At 41.4% G+C, this 20,956-nt stretch carries 21 protein-coding genes; 15 read left to right on the top strand and 6 right to left on the bottom strand.

What is annotated here, in order from left to right; genetic code table 11:
• Nucleotides 1-87 precede the first annotated feature (87 nt).
• The 6 genes from PAARA_RS20450 (at nucleotide 88) to yacG (ending at nucleotide 5,881) form a co-directional block, all read left to right on the top strand.
• On the top strand, nucleotides 88-540 hold the full coding sequence (locus tag PAARA_RS20450; protein WP_083515342.1) for a pilin: 453 nt from the start codon (nucleotides 88-90) through the stop codon (nucleotides 538-540).
• Nucleotides 541-613: 73 nt separating this feature from the next.
• The gene (locus tag PAARA_RS16320; protein ID WP_062570066.1) at nucleotides 614-1,840 is read left to right on the top strand and encodes a type II secretion system F family protein; all 1,227 of its coding nucleotides are present in this window, start codon (nucleotides 614-616) and stop codon (nucleotides 1,838-1,840) included.
• A gap of 378 nt (nucleotides 1,841-2,218) precedes the next feature.
• Nucleotides 2,219-3,115 (top strand): prepilin peptidase, encoded by an 897-nt coding sequence (locus tag PAARA_RS16315; RefSeq protein WP_062570065.1) that lies wholly within the window; start codon nucleotides 2,219-2,221, stop codon nucleotides 3,113-3,115.
• A 2-nt stretch (nucleotides 3,116-3,117) separates the two neighbouring features.
• Nucleotides 3,118-3,723 (top strand): dephospho-CoA kinase, encoded by a 606-nt coding sequence (gene coaE, locus PAARA_RS16310; RefSeq protein WP_062570064.1) that lies wholly within the window; start codon nucleotides 3,118-3,120, stop codon nucleotides 3,721-3,723.
• 174 nt (nucleotides 3,724-3,897) lie between these two features.
• A complete protein-coding gene (pilB, locus tag PAARA_RS16305) occupies nucleotides 3,898-5,574 on the top strand; it encodes a type IV-A pilus assembly ATPase PilB (protein WP_062570063.1) in 1,677 nt (558 codons plus the stop codon).
• A 73-nt stretch (nucleotides 5,575-5,647) separates the two neighbouring features.
• Nucleotides 5,648-5,881 (top strand): DNA gyrase inhibitor YacG, encoded by a 234-nt coding sequence (yacG, locus tag PAARA_RS16300; RefSeq protein WP_062570062.1) that lies wholly within the window; start codon nucleotides 5,648-5,650, stop codon nucleotides 5,879-5,881.
• A gap of 49 nt (nucleotides 5,882-5,930) precedes the next feature.
• Here the strand turns inward: yacG and PAARA_RS16295 are convergent, their stop codons facing one another.
• The gene (locus PAARA_RS16295; protein ID WP_062570061.1) at nucleotides 5,931-6,461 is read right to left on the bottom strand and encodes a Spy/CpxP family protein refolding chaperone; all 531 of its coding nucleotides are present in this window, start codon (nucleotides 6,459-6,461) and stop codon (nucleotides 5,931-5,933) included.
• A gap of 171 nt (nucleotides 6,462-6,632) precedes the next feature.
• On the opposite strand from PAARA_RS16295, the gene PAARA_RS16290 reads away from it, so the two are divergent.
• Genes PAARA_RS16290 through PAARA_RS16280 form a run of 3 tightly spaced genes read left to right on the top strand, consistent with a single transcriptional unit; the run spans nucleotide 6,633 to nucleotide 9,650 of the window.
• On the top strand, nucleotides 6,633-7,322 hold the full coding sequence (locus PAARA_RS16290) for a response regulator transcription factor (protein WP_062570060.1): 690 nt from the start codon (nucleotides 6,633-6,635) through the stop codon (nucleotides 7,320-7,322).
• A 1-nt stretch (nucleotide 7,323) separates the two neighbouring features.
• Complete coding sequence (locus PAARA_RS16285) at nucleotides 7,324-8,706, top strand: ATP-binding protein (protein WP_083515341.1); 1,383 nt, start codon at nucleotides 7,324-7,326, stop codon at nucleotides 8,704-8,706.
• A gap of 2 nt (nucleotides 8,707-8,708) precedes the next feature.
• The gene (locus PAARA_RS16280) at nucleotides 8,709-9,650 is read left to right on the top strand and encodes an alpha/beta fold hydrolase (protein ID WP_062570059.1); all 942 of its coding nucleotides are present in this window, start codon (nucleotides 8,709-8,711) and stop codon (nucleotides 9,648-9,650) included.
• On the opposite strand, the gene PAARA_RS16275 is transcribed toward PAARA_RS16280, so the two are convergent.
• Nucleotides 9,629-10,537 carry a cation diffusion facilitator family transporter gene (locus PAARA_RS16275; RefSeq protein WP_083515340.1) on the bottom strand — a complete coding sequence of 303 codons (909 nt, stop codon included), beginning with the start codon at nucleotides 10,535-10,537 and terminating at the stop codon, nucleotides 9,629-9,631. The genes PAARA_RS16280 and PAARA_RS16275 overlap by 22 nt on opposite strands.
• A 102-nt stretch (nucleotides 10,538-10,639) precedes the next feature.
• On the opposite strand from PAARA_RS16275, the gene trmL reads away from it, so the two are divergent.
• Both trmL and PAARA_RS16265 read left to right on the top strand, forming a co-directional pair.
• On the top strand, nucleotides 10,640-11,104 hold the full coding sequence (gene trmL / locus PAARA_RS16270; protein ID WP_054550977.1) for a tRNA (uridine(34)/cytosine(34)/5-carboxymethylaminomethyluridine(34)-2'-O)-methyltransferase TrmL: 465 nt from the start codon (nucleotides 10,640-10,642) through the stop codon (nucleotides 11,102-11,104).
• A gap of 140 nt (nucleotides 11,105-11,244) precedes the next feature.
• Nucleotides 11,245-13,077: a putative bifunctional diguanylate cyclase/phosphodiesterase gene (locus PAARA_RS16265; protein WP_167346350.1), complete on the top strand. Its 1,833-nt coding sequence runs from the start codon at nucleotides 11,245-11,247 to the stop codon at nucleotides 13,075-13,077.
• A gap of 57 nt (nucleotides 13,078-13,134) precedes the next feature.
• On the opposite strand, the gene gpsA is transcribed toward PAARA_RS16265, so the two are convergent.
• From gpsA to PAARA_RS16245, 4 genes are read right to left on the bottom strand one after another with little or no spacing between them, the layout of a single operon-like run.
• On the bottom strand, nucleotides 13,135-14,142 hold the full coding sequence (gene gpsA / locus PAARA_RS16260) for an NAD(P)H-dependent glycerol-3-phosphate dehydrogenase (RefSeq protein WP_062570057.1): 1,008 nt from the start codon (nucleotides 14,140-14,142) through the stop codon (nucleotides 13,135-13,137).
• A 3-nt stretch (nucleotides 14,143-14,145) separates the two neighbouring features.
• The gene (gene secB / locus PAARA_RS16255; protein ID WP_062570056.1) at nucleotides 14,146-14,634 is read right to left on the bottom strand and encodes a protein-export chaperone SecB; all 489 of its coding nucleotides are present in this window, start codon (nucleotides 14,632-14,634) and stop codon (nucleotides 14,146-14,148) included.
• 37 nt (nucleotides 14,635-14,671) lie between these two features.
• A complete protein-coding gene (gene grxC / locus PAARA_RS16250; RefSeq protein WP_062570055.1) occupies nucleotides 14,672-14,929 on the bottom strand; it encodes a glutaredoxin 3 in 258 nt (85 codons plus the stop codon).
• 34 nt (nucleotides 14,930-14,963) lie between these two features.
• On the bottom strand, nucleotides 14,964-15,395 hold the full coding sequence (locus PAARA_RS16245) for a rhodanese-like domain-containing protein (protein ID WP_062570054.1): 432 nt from the start codon (nucleotides 15,393-15,395) through the stop codon (nucleotides 14,964-14,966).
• A 191-nt stretch (nucleotides 15,396-15,586) separates the two neighbouring features.
• On the opposite strand from PAARA_RS16245, the gene gpmM reads away from it, so the two are divergent.
• The 4 genes from gpmM (at nucleotide 15,587) to PAARA_RS16225 (ending at nucleotide 20,368) form a co-directional block, all read left to right on the top strand.
• Nucleotides 15,587-17,131 (top strand): 2,3-bisphosphoglycerate-independent phosphoglycerate mutase, encoded by a 1,545-nt coding sequence (gene gpmM, locus PAARA_RS16240; protein ID WP_062570053.1) that lies wholly within the window; start codon nucleotides 15,587-15,589, stop codon nucleotides 17,129-17,131.
• A gap of 3 nt (nucleotides 17,132-17,134) precedes the next feature.
• Nucleotides 17,135-18,274, top strand: coding sequence for a murein hydrolase activator EnvC family protein (locus PAARA_RS16235; protein ID WP_062570052.1), 1,140 nt, complete (start codon nucleotides 17,135-17,137; stop codon nucleotides 18,272-18,274).
• A gap of 35 nt (nucleotides 18,275-18,309) precedes the next feature.
• Nucleotides 18,310-19,578 carry a S41 family peptidase gene (locus PAARA_RS16230; RefSeq protein WP_062570051.1) on the top strand — a complete coding sequence of 423 codons (1,269 nt, stop codon included), beginning with the start codon at nucleotides 18,310-18,312 and terminating at the stop codon, nucleotides 19,576-19,578.
• 76 nt (nucleotides 19,579-19,654) lie between these two features.
• Nucleotides 19,655-20,368, top strand: coding sequence for a divergent polysaccharide deacetylase family protein (locus tag PAARA_RS16225; RefSeq protein ID WP_062570050.1), 714 nt, complete (start codon nucleotides 19,655-19,657; stop codon nucleotides 20,366-20,368).
• Nucleotides 20,369-20,956: the final 588 nt, after the last annotated feature.

The following is a 20,956-nucleotide window of genomic DNA, read 5'->3' as shown; positions in this document are numbered from 1 at the left end:
ATTTATTCTGTAGATTAAGCATTAATTTTACAATGCTGAAGCAACAGCTAAACTTACAACACATCATATCCTTTAGGAGAGGAACAAATGACACAACAAAAGCAACAGGGTTTCACCCTAATTGAATTAATGATTGTAGTAGCAATCATCGGTATTTTGGCTGCAGTAGCACTACCTGCTTATCAGGATTATACTGCGAGAGCTAAAGCTGCAGAGCTTATGCTTGCTGCTAGCGGCGCAAAAACATGTGTAAGTGAAAAAGCCCAAGTAGGCCGTAAACCGGATGACTGCTATGCTGATTTCAGAGCTACTAAATATGTCTCTGGTGTAACTGTTACTACAGCAGGTGTTATCGAAGCAACAGGTCAAAGCGATCTAGCAGGCTTAGCAATTAAGTTAACTCCTCAAAATGGTGCTAGTGCAGCGGCAGCTACAGACTTCGAAAGTGGCTTCGATTTAACTGAGTGGGTTTGTACTGGAACCGTGACAGGTACGAGTGCTAAAGCAAGCTGGCTACCTAGTTCCTGTACTGCTGAATAGTTTTTACCACTTTAAAATGACTAGGTAGCATTATTGCTACCTCTTTTCTAGCAAAATCAATAAGAACTACTAAATGCCAAAACTTTCAGAAAAGCAATCTTTAGATACTTTCCAATGGGTTGGTGTTAGTGCTCGTGGTAAAAAGCTTGAAGGAGAGTTGTCTGGGCAAAGTATAGCCTTAGTCAAAGCACAACTTAGAAAGCAAGGTATAACCCCCTCTAAAGTAAAACGCAAACAAAAATCTTTGTTTAGCTCTCGCGTCCAAAAAATTACCGCCAAAGACATTGCTCTTATCACCAGACAAATCGCCACTATGTTGATGGCCGGTGTGCCTTTAATACAATCAATCGAAATGATTGGTTCTGGCGCTAAAAACAAAAGTGTTGCCAAGCTTATGGAAGGCATAGGTGATGAGGTTAAAGCTGGTGTGCCGCTTTCTCAAGCTCTTCGCAAACACCCCCGCTATTTTGATGATTTATATTGCGACTTAGTAGCCTCAGGTGAGCAATCGGGTGCCCTTGATAAAATATTTGACCGTGTTGCGCTTTATAAAGAAAAAGCGGAAGCGCTAAAATCAAAAATTAAAAAAGCCATGTTTTACCCTATTGCGGTGTTAGTGGTGGCTTTAATTGTCACCTCTATCCTACTTATTTTTGTGGTACCGCAATTCCAAGATATTTTTAACGGCTTTGGCGCAGAGCTTCCTGCTTTCACCTTGATGGTGATCGGTATTTCAGAGTTTATGCAAGAGTATTGGTGGATGATGCTCATTGCACTAGTTGCTTTTGGATATGCCTACAAAGAAGCTCTTTTAAAAAGTAAAAAACTCAGAGATGCCAACGACAGAGCGATATTAAAGCTCCCTGTTGTGGGTATGATTTTGAATAAAGCAGCGGTTGCGCGCTACGCACGGACACTCTCAACCACCTTTGCAGCTGGTGTGCCACTGGTTGATGCCTTAGACTCAGCGGCAGGTGCCTCGGGCAATGCAGTGTATCGCTACGCTATTTTAGAAATTAAAGCCGAGGTAAGCTCAGGTAATCAAATGAACTGGGCCATGCGTAACTCTAAAATATTCCCCGACATGGTCGTACAAATGGTCGCTATTGGCGAAGAGTCAGGCTCATTAGATGGTATGCTTGCCAAAGTCGCGACTATTTACGAGCAAGAAGTTGATGATGCGGTCGATGGCCTTTCAAGTTTACTTGAGCCTTTAATAATGGCTGTATTAGGTGTGCTTGTTGGCGGTTTAATTGTGGCTATGTATTTACCAATTTTCCAATTAGGTTCTGTTATCTAGTTACCATTCGGGTGTGGTTAATTAAACGCGATGTAAAATCGCGACTACGCCCTTGTAGCAGCGGGTTTATCCCGCGACAATGTATAAAGCACATTGGCCATAGCAATTTAAACGCGATATAAAATCGCGACTACGTCCATGTAGCAGCGGGTTTACCCCGCGACTATGTATAAAGCACATTGGTACTGGTAATTAAACGCGATATAAAATCGCGACTACGCCCTTGTAGCAGCGGATTTACCCCGCAACAATTTATAAAGCGTATTGGTAATGACAATTTAAACGCGATATAAAATCGCGACTACGCCTTTGTAGCAGCGGGTTTACCCCGCGACAATTTATTGCGCTTGTGATGCACAAAAAGTTTTAGGTAGTTTAATGCAAAATTTCTTTCTTGATATTGCCAATGTAATGCAAAGCCAACCGTGGTTTTATTTTTTAACTGTTGGGCTGGTTAGCCTGTGTATTGGCAGTTTTTTAAATGTGGTAATTTATAGGTTACCACTGATGATGAAACGAGAATGGCAATCGGAATGCCGTGTTTTATTAGCTGATGAATTACCATCTCAAAATACCACAGAGCAGGCACCGTTTAATTTAGTTAAACCAAATTCGACCTGTCCAAAATGCAAATCACCTATTAAGGTGTGGCAAAATATTCCTGTTATTAGTTGGTTATTACTTAAAGGTCGCTGTGGCAGTTGTAAAACAGCGATTTCTGTACGCTACCCAATCATAGAAATGCTCACTGCAGGGTTAAGCCTTGTGGTGGCATCACTCTTTGGTGCGACAGAGCTTGCCTTACTTTATATTTTCATTACTTGGGTACTTATTGCTTTAACATTTATTGATATCGATCATATGTTACTCCCCGACCAACTCACTCTTCCACTGGTGTGGCTCACCCTCATTGCAGCAGTCATGGATATCACCATTGCCCCTTCTGATGCCATTATTGGCGCAGCCGTTGGTTACTTGAGTTTGTGGAGTGTTTATTGGTTATTTAAGCTAGCAACCGGTAAAGAAGGTATGGGGTATGGTGACTTTAAGCTTTTAGCTGTATTTGGTGGCTTACTAGGTTGGCAATCAATCTTAACCATTGTATTGCTTTCAAGTGTGGTGGGCGCAATCATTGGTATTGCTCAAATTATTCTGCAAGGTAAAGATAAAACGACCCCGATTCCATTTGGCCCTTACCTTGCGATTGCTGGCTGGGTTACTTTACTGTGGGGTGAACAAATACAAGCTTACTACTTTAGCTATTTAGGTCACTAACTATGGCAAATTGGGTATTGGGGTTAACTGGCGGTATCGGCTCAGGTAAAAGTGCAATTAGTGCGATGTTCGAAAAGCTATCAATCACGGTGGTTGATGCAGATATTGTTGCCAGAGAAGTCGTGCTACCGGGTTCACTAGGGTTAAAACAGATAACAGCCCATTTTGGTGAAGACATTTTAACCTCAGAAGGTACACTAGACAGAGCAAAACTTCGTGCAATTATTTTCGAAAATGAAGCCGAGAAACAGTGGTTAAATGCTTTAATGCACCCACTAATTAGGGAGTCAATGCTTACGCAATTAGCGCAGGCCACCAGCGATTATGTGATACTCGTTGCTCCTTTGTTATTTGAAAATGGTCTTGAACAGTATTGCTCACATACTTTATTAATAGATGTGCCTGTTGATGTGCAAATAGCCAGAACAACGGCCCGCGATAAAGTATCAATTGAACAAGCGAAGAAAATTATCGCATCGCAAATGTCGCGCGAAAATAAGCAACAAAAAGCAAACGATATTTTAGATAATAATCGCCCATTAACCGAGGTTGCCAATGACGTTAAAGCACTTCACCAAGGCTATTTGCAGTTAAGTGCCATGAGTTAATATGGCGTGGTTTTAACCTCAATTAAAGTTAAGAATAAATAACTAGCACAACTTATAAATAACTGACTTTATAGTGAATTTATTTGGCTATTTTGCCGAAATAGACAAGACTCATGTTACACCCTTCTTTTTTCTGATAAATTGTGACAAAAAAAGGATCAACCAAGGTGCGCAATGAATATTAACTCACCGTTACTTAGAAAATTTATTACTCTTGGCCGTATTGACGCAGAAACAGTAAAACTCAAGCAGCGTGAATATAACTCTACGGCTGAGCTTATTTCTAAAAGCTGCCAGATTGATGGCCATGAGCTTGCGGAGCAGTGCACCGATCTTTTTCGCGTTCCTTATTTTGATATTAAAGATTTTGATGTCTCGCTTATCAGTGAAGAGCTGATAAAAGAAAAACTAATTCGCGAACATCACATTCTACCGCTCATTAAAAAGGGCCGTAAACTTTATATTGCAGCCTCTGACCCTACTGACTACGGCGCATTTGAAAACTTTGAATTTAGTACAGGGTTATCATGTGAAGTGGTGGTGGTTGATTACAACCAGTTAGAAAATAAAATAGAACAACTGCTGGATGCAACAGGTGGTCTGCACTTAAGCGAAGATGAATTTAAAGAACTGGGCGATCTAGAAACTGAAAAACCTAAAGATATTTCAGGCAGTGATGAAGACAAAGACGATGCCCCTATCATCGTCTACATCAATAAAATATTGATGGACGCCATTAAAAAAGGCGCATCCGATTTACACTTTGAACCTTATGAACACCGCTATCGAGTGCGCTTTCGTATTGATGGCATCTTACATGAAATGGCCAGTCCGCCGAATAGCTTAGCAAGTCGTTTATCAGCACGTATCAAAGTGATGTCTCGCTTAGATATTGCAGAAAAACGTAAACCTCAAGATGGTCGCATTAAACTAAAAATAACAGAGCGAAAAAGTATCGATTTTCGTGTCAGTACCTTACCAACTCTTTGGGGCGAGAAAATCGTTATGCGTATTCTCGACTCATCAAGTGCCATGCTCGGTATTGATGTACTCGGTTATGAACCAGAGCAGAAAAAACTCTACATGGATGCCCTTGAGCAACCACAAGGTATGATATTGGTAACCGGCCCAACGGGTTCTGGTAAAACCGTATCGCTTTATACTGGTTTAAATATTCTCAACCAGCCTGAGCGCAATATCAGTACCGCCGAAGATCCCGTTGAGATCAATCTTGAAGGCATTAACCAAGTGCAAATCAATCCAAAAGCAGATATGACCTTTGCCAATGCCTTGAAAGCCTTCTTACGACAAGATCCCGATGTGGTTATGGTGGGTGAGATCCGTGACCTTGAAACTGCTGAAATCTCAATCAAAGCAGCACAAACAGGCCACTTGGTTTTATCTACTTTGCATACTAACTCGGCACCAGAAACCTTAACCCGTTTATTAAATATGGGTGTGCCTGCGTATAACGTAGCAAGCTCAATTAGTCTTATCATTGCACAGCGTCTAGCGCGTCGTTTATGCCCTAAATGCAAGACCCCAGAAAAGCTCCCCGATGAAGAGCTTATTCGCCAAGGTTTTGATAAAGACACATTAAGTGAAATTCAATTATTTGCACCTAAAGGGTGCGACAGTTGTACCGAAGGCTATAAAGGCCGTGTTGGTATTTATGAAGTTATGCAGATCACACCTGAAATAGCGCAAATTATTATGCGTGGTGGTAATTCGCTTGAAATTGCAGAGGTGGCGCTTAAATCTGGCTTTAATAACTTAAGACTGTCGGGGTTAAAAAAAGCAGCAGATGGTGTTACCTCTTTGGCTGAAGTAAATCGTGTGACGAGTTTTTAACTCGTGACTCGATTCTCACGCTGAGCTTTAGTAAGATCACCTAAAATGCATAAGCTTAATTGAGAAGAAAACCATGCCAACAGTTGTAAACTGCCCAACATGTAAAGCAAAAGTCGAATGGTCAGAACACAGTCCGCACCGCCCTTTTTGTTCAAAACGCTGCCAGCTCATTGATCTAGGTGAATGGTCGTTTGAGAATAATAAAATATCGAGCCCTATTAGCAGTGCCAATGAGCTAAACCAAGATATGATTGAGGATATCGAAGCCATGCTTGCTAAAAATGATGACTCGTTTTTTAAAGAATAGTTTTCAAGCTCAAAATGTAAAAATGCGGCATTTAAGCCGCATTTTTTAATTATTTACTGTCTGAACGTTTATCTTTGCGCTCGCCATGTGGACGATGTTGACCTTTCTTGTGGGCTTTTTTACGCATATGCTTTTTAATTTCTTTGTAACTTTCACGCTGCTCAGCATTAAGAACTTGCCAAATAGCATGCTCTGATTTTAGTTTAATCAAAGCAGCTTGTTGTGTTTTTTCTTCACGCGCTTTAATCAATTCCATTGCTGCATTTTCATCAAACGCTTGAGTTGCAAGAAGCACATCCATCTTTTCTTTATAAGCCGCACGATTAGCTTTCATGGTTTCTTTATCACCATGAAGTGCTTTAAATTGCGTTTTTTGCTCAGCAAAAATAGCTTTTAGCTGCGTTTGCTGATCTTCAGTCAGTTGTAATTTATCAATGCCACGCTCAGATAATAAAAAACGCGCGTGTGGGTTCATGCCACGGTGCATATCCCCTTTTGCCATAACAGGAGTTGCAGCAACACTGGCTGCTGCTAAACCACAAACAAATACGAATTTAGAAAGCTTATTTGAAATAGTCATAATCATTACCTTTTGTTGGGTTGTGCTCAATGCTTGTTTTGAGCTGATGAGTTAACTATACAAAGTTCAATGCAAAGGAACGCAAACCAGTGTAAAGGTTATGTAAAGATTCACTTTTACACAATTTACTAAGTAGAATAACCTTATAGAAACGAATAAGTAGGTGTCAGAATGAAACTATTAATGATCGACGACGATACAGGGTTGTGCGAACTACTCAGCGAGTACTTAACCGCACAAGGGTTTGCAGTAGATTGTTTTCATGATGGTGCTGAAGGCTTAGCGCACGCTCTTAATCACAATTACGAACTTATTTTACTTGATGTCATGCTACCATCTATGGACGGCTTTGAAGTGTTAAAACAACTTCGTCAGAAAAAGCTCACGCCTGTTATTATGCTGACCGCTAAAGGCGAAGACTTCGACCGTATTTTTGGCTTAGAGCTCGGTGCTGATGACTACATCCCTAAACCCTTTAACCACAGAGAGTTACTAGCTCGCGTAAAAGCGATAACTCGTCGTATTGAACACATTAATAGCTTATCGCAGCAGCAAACAAGCTCCCTAAGTGTAAATAGCATTCATATTAACCTTGCCACTCGCGAAGCCTCTGTGAATGAAAACACATTGAGCCTGACAGGCACTGAGTACGAGATTTTGGCCATGCTAGTTCAGCATGCAGGAGAAGTCATAAGTAAAGAGCAAATAAGCGAACAAGTGCTCGGCAGACGCCTTGCTCCCTTTGATCGCTCAATCGACATGCACGTCAGCAATATTCGTAAAAAAATTGCTGAGCATGTAAATAATGAACGTATTAAAACAATGCGTGGTAGCGGCTATGTGTTGATTCAAGGCGAGTAATATGAAGACACCTGATTGGTTTAAAAAACCACGTCATTATTTATTTTTAAAGATTTTTGCTTGGTTTTGGGTAACGGTTATCGCCACAATTACCACCTTAGTATTTTTAAGCAAATTAACCAGCAACGTAGGTAATGATGAGCTTCGCGGCCCCATGCTTAAAAACTTGCAATATACGGCAAAAAGTATTGAGCGTATTGTGGCTAAACATGGCAAATCAACACAAGAAGTCATTTCACATCCCCGCCTATCGAAACACAAGTTATTGTATTTAAATGGTGAAGTGCATGGTGTAGAAATGCTCAGTGAGCCTATTTCTAAGGACATAGACTTAAGTTTATTAAACTTTACCAAGCGTATGTCACCACAAATTATCTTTACCGATGAATACCAAGCTTATGGGCCTGTAAAAATCGATGTGCCAGAAGGAACATTTTTCCTTTATGAAATAGATGAAAAACGTAAAAAGCCCTTCTTTGTTGGTCTTTGGCTTATGCCAACGTGGTTAAAAATCATTATTGCGGTAATCGCCTCACTTATGTTGAGCTTTTTCTTTAGCCGCAATCTGATAGCCCCTATCAACAGCCTTAAAGAAACAGCCAATAAGCTTGCGCATGGCGACTTAACGGCACGTGCTGATATCTCTAATTCACGACAAGATGAGTTGGGCGTATTAGGGCGCGACTTTAATACAATGGCAACACAGCTTGAGCAATTAATTAGTGCGCAAAAACGTTTACTTGCAGATATTTCTCATGAGTTACGTTCTCCGTTAACGCGTCTTAAAATGGCAACAGGCCTTGCACAGATGCAAGCAGAAGATGCACAACAAGCCTATTTAGAGCGTATTGAAAAAGAGGCGAATCAGCTTGATAAAATGATTGCAGATGTTTTACAGGTATCTCGCCTTGAAGCAAAAAGTCAGACTTTATCGCTAAGTACACAGTCGATACAGGTTATTATTGATCATGTTTTAAATGATGTTCGCTTTGAGGCAAACCAGTGCAATAAGCACCTCAGCGTTGAGGGAAAAATTGAAAAAGAAGTGCCTTGTGATGAAACACTCATCGCCAGTGCACTTGAGAATGTGCTACGTAATGCAATTAAATATGCTACTCAACACATTCATCTAATACTGTCTGAATCTGATGCGATTTACATTACCATTTGTGACGACGGTAAAGGGGTTGATGAAGCCAACCTTGAAAGATTATGCGAACCTTTCTTTCGTCAAGAGCATGCTAGGGATAGAAATACAGGAGGTACAGGTTTAGGGCTTGCGATTGCCAAAAATGCAATTTCAGCCCATGATGGTACGCTCATACTCGAAAACCAAGAACAAGGCGGGCTTTGCGTTAAAATTCGCCTGCCAATAAAGAGCTAAGTATGTTTTATAGTGATGAAACCAACCTTACTAATAACACAACCAAAATAAACACGTTTTTTTCAGAGCAGTTACAACAAGACTTTTTAACGACCCGTTATGGCACTTTATATTATGGGTTTGCAATTCCACAGCAAGCAACGACAGCAATTATAATTAGCAGTGGTCGTATCGAGTCATTATTTAAATATAAAGAGCTTTTGTGGGAGTTATACCAAAATGGCTATGCCGTCTTTATTGTTGACCATCAAGGCCAAGGACGCTCTTACCGCCTTTTAAAAAACACACATAAAGGCTATGTAAATCGTTTTAGCGATTACGCTGACGACTTTGCTACATTCAACGAAAAAGTGGTACAAACACACTGGCAAGGCAAACAGGTTTTACTTGGCCATTCTATGGGCTGTGCGATTGCTTATGACTTCTTGTCACGTTATCAACATACATTTTCAGGGGCATTTTTATCAGCGCCTATGTTTGATATTTATACCAAAGGCACCCCAAAACCCCTTGCTAAACTTGCCGCGAAAATAGCCTCTTTAATTGGCCTTGGCCGCAGTTATGCGTTTGGACAAAACAATTATTTACCCGTCGACTTTGCCGTAAATGAGCTCACAAGCAGTGAAGTGAGGTATAAACAGTTCAGAGAGCTTTACTTAGCAGAGCCTGATTTACAATTAGGTGGCGTGACCTATGGCTGGCTAAACGCCTCTTTTGATTTCATTGCCATACTCGTAGACAGAAAAGTGTCGATCCCTCTTTTCATTGCCAGTGCAGAGCAAGACACCGTTGTTGATAACGCCGCACAATTTGCGCTCACACATAGGCAAAAAAAAGCACGCTTAAAAAGCTACCCACATGCACGCCATGAGTTGTTATTCGAGCGAGATGAGATAAGACACGCTGTGCTCACTGACTTTTATCAGTTTTGCGATTCTCTGTAAGGTGGCTTTTTAACGACAGAAAGCGGATCTAAGTGCATTAATATGTCCATTTCACAGTCGAAATAAGCCTTTATCATCGCCTCCACTTCATCTGCAACTTGGTGTGCGCGAATAAGGGGTAAGTTGTCTTCAAGCTCTAAGTGCATCTGAATAAATTTAATTTTACCACCTTGGCGTGTACGAATATCATGAGCGCCAAACACCTCTTTATGGCTATTTACAATACTCAGAATTTCCGCTTTTTCTTCATCAGGTAGCTCTTTATCCATTAAGTGGTCGGCACTGTCACGGGCAATATCCCAACTGTTATAAAGTAAGTAAACAGCCACACCAATAGCAAAAAGGGGATCGGCATAGGTCATGCCATACTTAGCTAACACTATCGCGATTAATACCGCGAGATTAAGAATTAAATCGCCTTTGTAGTGAATTGAATCTGCCTTAATAGCGATTGACTCAGTGTGATTAATCACCTTGGTTTGCACAAATACCACAACTAAGGTACATACTATCGCAAATAGACTCACCCAAATACCTAAACTTGAGTGCTTTAGCGTAACAGGGTTGATCAGCCTTTCTATCCCATGAAATGCTAAAAAGCAGCCTGAGCCGGCAATAAAAGCAGCTTGTGCCAGCCCCGCAAGAGCCTCTGCTTTGCCATGACCAAAACGATGATCATCATCAGCAGGACGCAGCGCATAACCAAGTACCAAAAAGCTCATTAGGGATGCTGTGATATCCATTAATGAATCGGTTAACGAGCCCAACATAGACGCAGAGCCAGAGGCTAGCCATGCCCAGCTCTTTGCAGCAATCATCAAACTCACCATCATAATCGTAACAAGACTGGCGGTTCTTACCCAAAACTCATAACTACGATGTTTCACAACAACTTACCTTTAGATATTATCAATCTTGAGTATATCATCTTTTTATTCTAGTTCGTGTATACTCAGCTGCAGATCATATTGTTTAAAAATGAGATTCAAATGCTTGATATTGTGTTGTACCAACCTGAGATCCCACCTAATACAGGTAATATCATTCGCTTATGTGCAAATACAGGTTACGCTTTACACCTTATTGAACCACTTGGGTTTGAATGGGATGATAAACGTGTAAAACGCGCAGGGCTTGATTATCATGAATTTAGTCATGTGCAACGTCATGCCTCTTTCGAAGCCTATCTTGAGAAGTGTCAGCCTAAAAAAGTTTATGCTTGCACGACGAAAGGCAGTCAGTTTCATCACCAAGCCCAATATCAACCTGGTGATTGTTTAGTATTCGGTCCTGAAACCCGCGGCTTACCTGATGAACTAATTCAATCTTTGCCTAAAGAGCAACGAGTACGGATTCCAATGCAAAAAGACAGTCGAAGTATGAATTTATCTAATTCAGTGGCCGTATTTGTCTATGAGTCTTGGCGTCAGCTGGGTTTTGTGAATGGCCAATAAGTTATTGATAAACGTATCTAATAAAAATTCATTAATTTTTTAGCGCGACCCTTTTTTATGAACTAACCTAAATAAGTTAAGCCTGTTCCTAAAGACGAGTCTAGATGCGCTTTTTTACTGTTTTATTCAGCATAACTTTAATGATGCAACATTCTGTTAGCGTTGCATCATCAATCGCATCAAACTTATCTAACAGTATCCCTCTTCTACTCTTCCTTATCCTACTGGCCATCATTGGGCTTTTTATTGCCGTTATTCATAATCAAAAAAGTCAAAAAATGATGTTAATTGATGCGCTCCTATCACAGTCGAAAGATGCGATTTGGGTCAGTGATGAACACTTCAAAATCATTGAAGTGAATAACACGTTTTGTGAAATTTCGGGTTATCGTAAAGAAGATGTCATGGGCAAGGAGTTTAAAGCCCTCACTAAAGATGGCAGAGATCGGCAACTCGAACAAATGATCCAACAAGAGTTAGTACAAGATGGTTATTGGTCAGGTGAAATTTGGAACTTACGCAAAGATGGTCAGCCATATGCACTTGATTTGTGTATTACCAAAGTGGCAACACCTAAATTTCCAAGGCAATTTGTTCGCTATGTAGGTTTATTTGCTGATGTCACTGCACGTAAAAACCATGAGCGGACAATGCTTAGACTCACCACAAAAGACACGGTTACAGGGTTATCAAACCGCACTATTTTTATAGAGTCGTTAGATAAAGCAATCAACGCCTGCAATGACAAATACCCGAGCCTTCTCATTTTATTTATAGATCTGGACAACTTTAAAAAAATTAACGATTCACTTGGTCATACAGTAGGCGACATGCTTTTAAAGGAAGTCGCTTGTAGACTTACCAATGCACTTAACTCAGGTTTTACTATTGCTAGATTAGGTGCTGATGAGTTTGCAATTTTAGTCCCTCCCTACCTTTACTCCGATAAAACCATTTTCTTTGCCAAAAAAACCGCTGATTTAGTACTTCGACAATTTAAAACACCTTTTATGCTTGATGGTTTCGAAACATCTCTTTCCGCTTGCTGTGGAATCGCAATCTACCCTGAGAATGCGTATAACTGCGAAAACCTAATGCGCAGCGCTAACAGCGCCTTAAATCATGCAAAAAAAATAGGCCGAAATACATATCAGTTTTTTGATAAAGAGCGTCATACCCTCGACCCAACAGAGCTCACAAAAGAAAGTGCGTTATTCAAGGCTATTACTAACAATGAGTTCGAACTTTATTTCCAGCCTAAATATGATGCTCAACACAACCGTTTGTATGGTTTTGAGGCCTTAGTTCGTTGGCCCCAAGAAGATGGAAGTTTAATTAACCCTGATGAATTTATTCCTTTAGCGGAACAAAATGGCGCGATTATCCCCCTTACCCAACTACTACTCGCGCAGTTACTAAAACAACTCGCAGCTTGGCGACATCAAAATCTTGCCTTTGGAAAGGTCGCGATTAATATTTCTGCCCTACACTTTCAGCAAAGTAATCTAATCGATACATTAGTTGATAACTTAGCTAAGTTTGATGTGCCAGCATCATGCTTAGAACTTGAAATAACCGAAAGTGCCATGATGGAAAACCCACAATTTGCAGAGCAGCAAATGAGGCGTATTAAATCGCTGGGTGTGCAAATAGCGCTAGATGATTTTGGCACGGGACATTCATCGTTAAGCTATTTAAAACGTTTTCCTATCGATACGTTGAAAATTGATAAGTCATTTGTCAGAGATATTGCTAAAAATGAACAAGATAGAAATATCACAGCGACGATTGTCCGCCTAGCAAAGTATTTGAATATTAACGTTGTTGCGGAAGGAATTGAAACACAAGAGCAGGCGTACATGCTGCACATAATGGGGTGTCACTGTCAGCAAGGTTACTACTACAGTAAGCCGCTCAATGTCGAGCAAGTCAATGAATTCATCAAAAATAAATTGACTAAGCAATTAACTTAAAAACAAAAGCGCGATATAAAATCGCGCTTTTTAATGTCTATAGTTGCTCTTTATAACCTACTCAGATTTTTGTTCACGTCCGAGTAGCGCCATTGCTGCTTCTTTTACATTTTTGTTTTCGTACAACACTTTGTAAATTTGCTCAGTGATTGGCATTTCAATACCTGTACGCTCAGCTAACAAATACACTTCTTTCGTGTTTCGATAACCTTCAACCACTTGACCAATTGATTCTATGGCAGCTTCAACCCCTTCACCTTTGCCAAGTGCTAAGCCAAAGCGTCGATTACGCGACTGATTATCTGTGCAGGTTAGAATTAAGTCACCTAACCCTGCCATCCCCATAAAGGTATCTGAGCGAGCACCCAAAGCACAGCCTAATCGACATAACTCTGCAAGACCACGAGTGATCAGCGCAGTTCTCGCATTGGCACCAAAACCAAAGCCATCCGACATACCGGCACCAATCGCAATAACATTTTTAACCGCACCACCGAGCTGAATACCAATAAAATCGTCATTGTTATACACCCTAAAAGAGCGTCCACAATGCAATAACTCGGCAAGTTGCTTTGCAAAGTCACTGGATGTTGATGACACAGAAATTGCAGTAGGTAGCCCCATCGCCATTTCTTTAGCAAAAGTAGGCCCAGACAACACTGCAAGCGGCATATCATCGCCTAATTCCTGCATCGCAACTTCTTGCAATAAGCGTCCTGTATTTGGTTCCAGTCCTTTGGTAGCCCAAGCTACTTGGGCACCCTCTTGCAACCATGGCTTTATCTGCTGTAGTGTTGTAGCAAATGCATGGCTTGGCACAACCACAAGAATAATCTTGCTGGCCTTAACCGCCGTTTCGAGATCAGATTCAAGTGAAAGGGTTTGTGGAAAATCCACATCAGGAAGATAACGTTGATTCTTTCGCTCAGCTGCAAGCGTGGCAACGTCATCGCTATTTCGCCCCCACAAAGTCACTGGGTGGCCATTTCTGGCAAAGCAAATAGCAAGGGCGGTGCCATACGACCCCGCCCCTAAAACTGTAACAGCTGATTGTGCTGTAGTCATTGCTTATGCGTCTGCTTGAGCCTGTTGCTCTTGAGCTGCACGTTGTTGCATGTACTGAGCAAACAATGCATCAAAATTAACAGGCGCTAAGTTAAGTTGTGGGAAAGTACCACGGTTAACTAAGTTTGAAACTGCTTCACGTGCATACGGGAACAATACGTTCGGGCAAAATGCGCCTAGCATATGTGCTAATTGAACTTCTTCAACTTCACCAATAGTGAAAATACCCGCTTGTTGGATCTCACATAAGAAAGCTGTTTCTTCACCGATTGATGCAGTAACAGTCAGAGCAAGAACAACCTCAAAAACACCTTCTTCTAACTTATTTGAACGAGTATCAAGGTCTAACTTAACTTCAGGCGTCCATTCTTTTTGAAAGATAGCTGGTGAGTTTGGTGTCTCAAAAGAAACATCTTTTGTATAGATACGTTGAATTGTGAATTGAGCACCTGCTTGTTGTTCTGCTGCTGCGTTCTGGTTTTCTTCGTTCATTGTAATTCCTAACTTGTATTCGTTTTTATAATAAATTTTAAGCGTTCAGCTTAGCGTCTAATAGACCTTGTGCTTCTATCGCCATCATGTCGTCGCAACCGCCAATATGTTCATCATTAATAAAAATTTGCGGCACTGTATAACCACCATTGGCTTTGTCGATCATTTCGTCACGACGTTCAGGATGCTCACCAATGTCAATGTTCGTATAACTTACACCTTTACTGTCTAGTAAAGCTAATGCGCGTTGGCAAAAAGGGCAGTACGCCTTGGTGTAAAGAACAACATTACTCATAATAAATCCTCTATTGGGCTGCTACGTGATGCTATTAGCGACCGGTTGTCGTTGGTAAACTGGCCGATTGCCAAGCACCCATACCACCCGATAATACATATACACGTTCAAATCCTGCTTTATGCATTGCAGTTGCGATACCTGAGGCGGTCATGCCCGTGGTACATACTAGTATAATGGGTTTACTCTTGAACTTTTCAAGGCTTGAAAAATCAGATTGTTTTGCCTTTTCTGAGCTTAGGTGTGTTGCTCCTGCGATATGACCTGAGTTAAATTCTTTTTGAGCTCTAATATCAACAACTTGGCCATCTTCACGGTTAATCAACAAAGTCACTTGTTGTGGATTAATTTGACGAATTGCTGAAAATTTACTTTTAAACCAGCTACTGATAAGCATTGCCACCAATGCAAGCCAGATAATGCTCAATATCGGATGATTACCGACAAATTCAATGTATTGATCCATGCGTTTTCCACTAAGATATCTACGACCACGGCGACTTACCATGGGGTTATTAAAATATGCCACGCAAGTATACGTGCTTGAATCGAAAATACTAGAGCGTGAAATATTTTAATATGACATATTGATAGCTGATCAAAACCATAAAACACGGTATGCTAATGGTATATAAGTGCCAATCTTCAGGAGCGATAATGACAGAGCATAAAAAACCATTGGTATTAATGATCTTAGACGGTTGGGGATACCGTGAAGACACAGAAAGTAATGCAATACTTGCTGCTAATACCCCTGTACTCGATGAACTTTGGGCAACGCGTCCTCATACACTCATTTCAGGGTCTGGCCTTGATGTTGGTTTACCGCAAGGGCAAATGGGTAACTCAGAAGTGGGTCATGTTAACTTGGGTGCTGGCCGCATTGTCTACCAAGATTTTACGCGTATCACTAAAGCGATTGAAGATGGTGAGTTCGCTCACAACCCTGCTCTTGTTGAAAATATCGATAAAGCAGTCAACGCAGGTAAAGCTGTTCATATCATGGGACTTTTAAGCCCAGGTGGCGTTCATAGCCATGAAGATCATATCGTTGCTACTATCGAGCTTGCAGCGAAGCGCGGTGCCAAAGAAGTATACTTCCATGCTTTCTTGGATGGTCGTGATACGCCACCACGCAGTGCAAAAGCCTCTATTGAGCGGATTGAAGCACTATTTGCAAAACTGAACTGTGGTCGCTTAGCAACCTTAGTGGGTCGTTACTATGCAATGGATAGAGACAACCGCTGGAATCGTGTCGAAGCTGCTTATGATGTTATGGTGAGTGGTATTGCAGGTCACAGTTTTAGCGACGGAGTGAGCGCACTCGAAGCCGCCTACGAACGTGATGAAAATGATGAATTTGTCGCGGCAACAACAATTGTGCCTGATGGCCAATCAGCAGTAGAAATTAACGATGGTGACACAATTATTTTTGCCAACTTCAGAGCTGATCGCGCTCGTGAAATGACCCGCGCATTTGTTGACGCTGACTTTGATGGTTTTGAAAAAAAGAAAGCTCCTGCTCTTAGTGGTTTTGTAATGATGACAGAGTACGCTGCCGATATTAAAGCCCCTGTTGCATTCGCACCAGAACCTCTAACGAACGTATTAGGTGAATGGCTCGAGAAGCAAGGTAAAACGCAACTGCGCATCTCTGAAACAGAAAAATATGCACACGTCACCTTTTTCTTTAGTGGCGGCCGTGAAGATGAATTTGTTGGCGAGACTCGTGAACTAATCCCATCACCACAAGTGGCAACTTACGACCTGCAACCTGAAATGAACTCAGAAATGCTAACCGATAAACTTGTTGAAGCAATTGCCAGCGGTAAATACGATGCCATTATCTGTAACTACCCTAACGGCGATATGGTTGGACACTCAGGCGTATTCGAAGCGGCTGTCAAAGCATGTGAAGCAGTTGATCACTGTATAGGCCGTGTAATTTCTGCACTTGAAGAGCACGGTGGTGAAGCGTTAATTACAGCTGACCACGGTAATGCCGAGCAAATGGCCAACCCTGCAACGGGTCAAGCACATACAGCCCATACCAGTGAACCAGTTCCCTTTATTTACGTGGGCCGTGACGCGACAGCTCACGATGGTAAAACACTGAGTGACGTTGCTCCAACAATGCTTCACTTAATGGGTCTTGAGCAGCCAAGCGAAATGACTGGCAAACCAATTATGACGCTGAAATAAACAATGAGAAAACGTATTAACCACTTCCTAAAAACTGGTTTAATACTGGCTTCATTAGCAGGAACAGGAGTTGCTGCTAATGAAGATCAAACCAAAAAAGACCTATCCGAAATTCAATCAGCTTTAGAAAAATCGCAAGCTAACCTTAAAGGACAGAGGAAGTCTATTTCTGACATGCGTAGTGCACTTCGTAGCCACGAGTTAGAAATAGCTAAAAATGCAAAAGCGCTGAATCTCGCTGCACAATCAATTAAAGAGAACGAGCAACAACAAGCTAAACTTCAAAATAAAGCCAAACAATTAAAGCAAGAGCAAGCTGAACGTCAAGCTGTGCTAGCAGCCCAACTAAAAAGTGCTTATATGTCTGGTGGCCATGATTATTCAAAAATGCTCTTAAGCCAACAAGACACGGCAAAAATTGAGCGCACACTCAGTTACTATAACTACTTAAATAAAGCACGAATAGCGCAGCTTGAAGAGCTTAAGGCGCTACAAATCCAAATTGCGGATAACCAAGCAGAACTTGAGCAAACCAAGTTGCGTCTTGTTGAATTACATAACGAGCAAAAGGCACGACAACAAGCACTTGTCAGCGCGCAACAAGACCGTAAGAGCAACCTCAACAAATTACAATCAGCCCTAAAAGAAACAAAAAGCTCAATTGATTACCTCAAAGAAAATGAACAAACGCTTATCACCGCCATAGAAGAGTTAGAAAGAGAGCGCTCAAAAAAGGTTGAGCTACTTGGCTTGCAAAACAGTAAAGGCAAACTTGACTGGCCAACAAAAGGAAAAATTCGTTACAGCTTTGGACAGCGTAAACACGGTAATATTGACTGGAAAGGCGTTCTCATTGGCGCTAGAGAAGGCAGTGATGTCAAAAGCGTGCAAAATGGGCAAGTTGTCTATGCAGACTGGTTAAATGGTTTTGGCTGGGTGATTGCTATTGATCATGGCGATGGTTTTATGAGCTTATACGGCCACGCCCAAACTTTACTTCGTGATGTGGGCGATCTTGTCAGAGAAGGCGAAATTATAGCCTTAGTTGGCCAAAGCGGCGGACAATCAGATCCTGGTCTATACTTTGAAATACGCCATAAAGGACGCGCAGTAAATCCTGTAAAATGGTGCAGACGTATTTAATTGATTAAATAGCTGCACCCTATGAGGAGCAGCTGATGCTAAACACGACTTACCCATTTAAATTATACTCTCCTTCAGCCAAGCTATACACTTGGCTGTCATTTCTACTGCTTATAGCCTTCGTATATTTATTGCTGCAACCGTCTTTGGTCAATGCTAAACCATCACTTAAAGCGCTTCATACACAGCAGTTAAATGAAATTCTATTTAATATACATACCTATTATGTGGATGATCTCAAGTTACAGAATACCTTTATTACTCAACCCGATAATCAACAAATTGAAGCCTTATTTGAGCGCTTAGACCCCTACTCAAAATACTTAGATGAAACAGAACTAGACGCCATTTTCAGCAGTACGAGCGGCCGCTACACAGGCATTGGCATAGAAGTAAAAATAGAGCAAGGACATGTCGTTGTTGTTAATACTATTAGCAACTCCCCCGCTGCACTAGCAGGATTAAAAGAGAACGATAAAGTGATTGCTATAAATCAACAGCCTATCGCTAATAAAAGTATGAGTGAAATAACAAAGCTTATTCAACAAAGTGGTCAATCAGCGGTAGATGTTTCAGTTTTACGTGAACAAGATACCTGGCTCAGTTTTTCTATCAAACGCCAACAAATCAACTTAGAAAGCGTGCAGGGCTACCTTGCAGACACCGGTGTTGCTCTGTTAAGTATCAATACATTCAACAACCATACCCTGCACGATGTTGCGCGTGAAATAGCAAAAATGCAGATGAATAACGGATTTCCACTATCAGGACTAATTATCGACTTGCGTGATAACCCTGGAGGCACATTGCAGGGTGCCATTGAAGTATCTGATTTATTCTTGGATACCGGAGTTATCGTCTCAACCAAAGGTCGATTTAATGAAGCAAATCAACATTATCAAGCGCATGATGGCGATATCCTAAATGGCGCCCCCATTGCGGTATTGATAAATGAAAACTCAGCGTCTGCAGCGGAAATATTAGCAGCAGCCCTTAGAGATAATGAACGAGCAACACTAATCGGCGAGACAACTTACGGTAAAGGCTCGGTACAATCACTCATCCCTCTAGGTAATGGCAACACAGCACTTAAATTGACGACTGCTCGCTATTACACCCCAACGGGTCAGTCAATAGAAGGAAAGGGAGTCACACCTGATGTGAGTATAAATCAAACAATGCTTTCAGAAATTAACCAAGACGCTATAATAAAAAACATCCAAGAGTTAGCTTTATTCAGCTCACTACTTGATAGACAAGATAAAAAACAACTCACTGCCCAGCAACTCTTAATCGTGCAGTAAGTGAGTGCCTACATGGAAAAAATAATTACAACAAGTGAAGTTATTAAAAGGGTTACTACTCGCAGTATGTTTGCCAATGTTTTGCTCTGCAAAACAAATTGCTATCGTCATTGATGATATAGGCTACCACCAACGCGATCTTGATATTTTAAACTTACCGGGGCAGGTCACTTTCTCAGTCTTGCCCCATACACCCTATGCCCAAACGTTTGCTGAACGCGCCAGTAAAATAAATAAAGAACTTTTACTACACATTCCTATGCAGGCTCTCGATAATAGCAAAGCACTTGGACCTGGCGCTCTCACTGAATCGATGAGCAAGTCAGAATTACAAGCCACACTTGGGCACGCACTTGCATCGCTTCCACAGGTAAAAGGTGTAAATAATCACATGGGATCCGAGCTAACACAGTTAACAGAGCCCATGAAATGGACCATGGAAGTTTTAAAAAAACGTGGTTTGTACTTTTTAGATAGCCGAACAACAAGTCAAAGCGAAGCACAAAATGCCGCTAACTTTTACGGTGTAGCAAATGTCTCAAGGCATGTATTTCTTGATAACGTAGTGACAACACAGCAATTGACACAGCAGCTTGAAGAACTAAAAGTTAAAGCCGAACACTTTAATTATGCAATAGCGATAGCCCACCCTTACCCAGAAACCGTTGCTTTCTTACAAGAAGCCTTACCTGAGCTAGAAAAACAAGGTTATGAACTCGTTCCCTTATCTCAACTAGTTGAAACCAAATATATTCAGCTTGCCAAAGCCGAGCAGAAGCAAGGTGAATAGTACCCCCACTCCTATTGGCTGTAGTGAGCGAATTTAATACTGCTACGTTAACTACTGCGATGAAAAGTCGCGACGACACACAAAACCCGCAGCTTGTCTGCAACGGCTTCATTGTCTTGGGCGGATTTTTCCGCGTCATTAGCTGTCTATTCGCTCATAGAGCGCACGATGTAAAATCGCGACGACACACGTGTTGGGGCGAGCTTATCGCGTAGCAGCGGGTTTATTCCGCGTCATGGGGTGTCTGTTCGCGGGTAGCGCGCGATGTAAAATCACGACCACATACGAAAAAACCCGTTGCATTGCTGCAACGGGTTTCTCTAATTAGGAGTCATGGTGCGCTACGCAGTAGGATGTCCTACTTTCACATGGCGAATGCCACACTACGCCTACAAGGATAGAAGTAGTAGGGTCTTGGTTGGGTGTTTTATTTTTCTACAGGCAACAAAAAACCCGACTCTTTCGAATCGGGTTTCTCTAATTAGGAGCCATGGTGCGCTACGCAGTAGGATGTCCTACTTTCACATGGCAAATGCCACACTATGCCTACAAGGATAGAAGTAGTAGGGTCTTGGTTGGGTGTTTTAT

This window comes from Pseudoalteromonas arabiensis, from assembly GCF_001550155.1.
Classification (GTDB): Bacteria; Pseudomonadota; Gammaproteobacteria; order Enterobacterales; family Alteromonadaceae; genus Pseudoalteromonas; species Pseudoalteromonas arabiensis.
The sequence above is the reverse complement of the archived record's forward strand: the minus strand, read 5'-3'. Positions and strand labels throughout refer to the sequence as shown.

Coding starts and splice junctions, on each gene's coding strand:
- PAARA_RS16280 (WP_062570059.1), top strand. CDS start 8,709: ATGTTTTATAGTGATGAAACCAACCTTACTAATAACACAACCAAAATA.
- pilB (WP_062570063.1), top strand. CDS start 3,898: ATGAATATTAACTCACCGTTACTTAGAAAATTTATTACTCTTGGCCGT.
- yacG (WP_062570062.1), top strand. CDS start 5,648: ATGCCAACAGTTGTAAACTGCCCAACATGTAAAGCAAAAGTCGAATGG.
- PAARA_RS16295 (WP_062570061.1), bottom strand. CDS start 6,461: ATGACTATTTCAAATAAGCTTTCTAAATTCGTATTTGTTTGTGGTTTA.
- PAARA_RS16245 (WP_062570054.1), bottom strand. CDS start 15,395: ATGGATCAATACATTGAATTTGTCGGTAATCATCCGATATTGAGCATT.
- trmL (WP_054550977.1), top strand. CDS start 10,640: ATGCTTGATATTGTGTTGTACCAACCTGAGATCCCACCTAATACAGGT.
- PAARA_RS16320 (WP_062570066.1), top strand. CDS start 614: ATGCCAAAACTTTCAGAAAAGCAATCTTTAGATACTTTCCAATGGGTT.
- gpmM (WP_062570053.1), top strand. CDS start 15,587: ATGACAGAGCATAAAAAACCATTGGTATTAATGATCTTAGACGGTTGG.
- PAARA_RS16235 (WP_062570052.1), top strand. CDS start 17,135: ATGAGAAAACGTATTAACCACTTCCTAAAAACTGGTTTAATACTGGCT.
- PAARA_RS16230 (WP_062570051.1), top strand. CDS start 18,310: ATGCTAAACACGACTTACCCATTTAAATTATACTCTCCTTCAGCCAAG.
- PAARA_RS16290 (WP_062570060.1), top strand. CDS start 6,633: ATGAAACTATTAATGATCGACGACGATACAGGGTTGTGCGAACTACTC.
- coaE (WP_062570064.1), top strand. CDS start 3,118: ATGGCAAATTGGGTATTGGGGTTAACTGGCGGTATCGGCTCAGGTAAA.
- grxC (WP_062570055.1), bottom strand. CDS start 14,929: ATGAGTAATGTTGTTCTTTACACCAAGGCGTACTGCCCTTTTTGCCAA.
- PAARA_RS16285 (WP_083515341.1), top strand. CDS start 7,324: ATGAAGACACCTGATTGGTTTAAAAAACCACGTCATTATTTATTTTTA.
- PAARA_RS16225 (WP_062570050.1), top strand. CDS start 19,655: ATGTTTTGCTCTGCAAAACAAATTGCTATCGTCATTGATGATATAGGC.
- secB (WP_062570056.1), bottom strand. CDS start 14,634: ATGAACGAAGAAAACCAGAACGCAGCAGCAGAACAACAAGCAGGTGCT.
- PAARA_RS20450 (WP_083515342.1), top strand. CDS start 88: ATGACACAACAAAAGCAACAGGGTTTCACCCTAATTGAATTAATGATT.
- PAARA_RS16265 (WP_167346350.1), top strand. CDS start 11,245: ATGATGCAACATTCTGTTAGCGTTGCATCATCAATCGCATCAAACTTA.
- PAARA_RS16315 (WP_062570065.1), top strand. CDS start 2,219: ATGCAAAATTTCTTTCTTGATATTGCCAATGTAATGCAAAGCCAACCG.
- gpsA (WP_062570057.1), bottom strand. CDS start 14,142: ATGACTACAGCACAATCAGCTGTTACAGTTTTAGGGGCGGGGTCGTAT.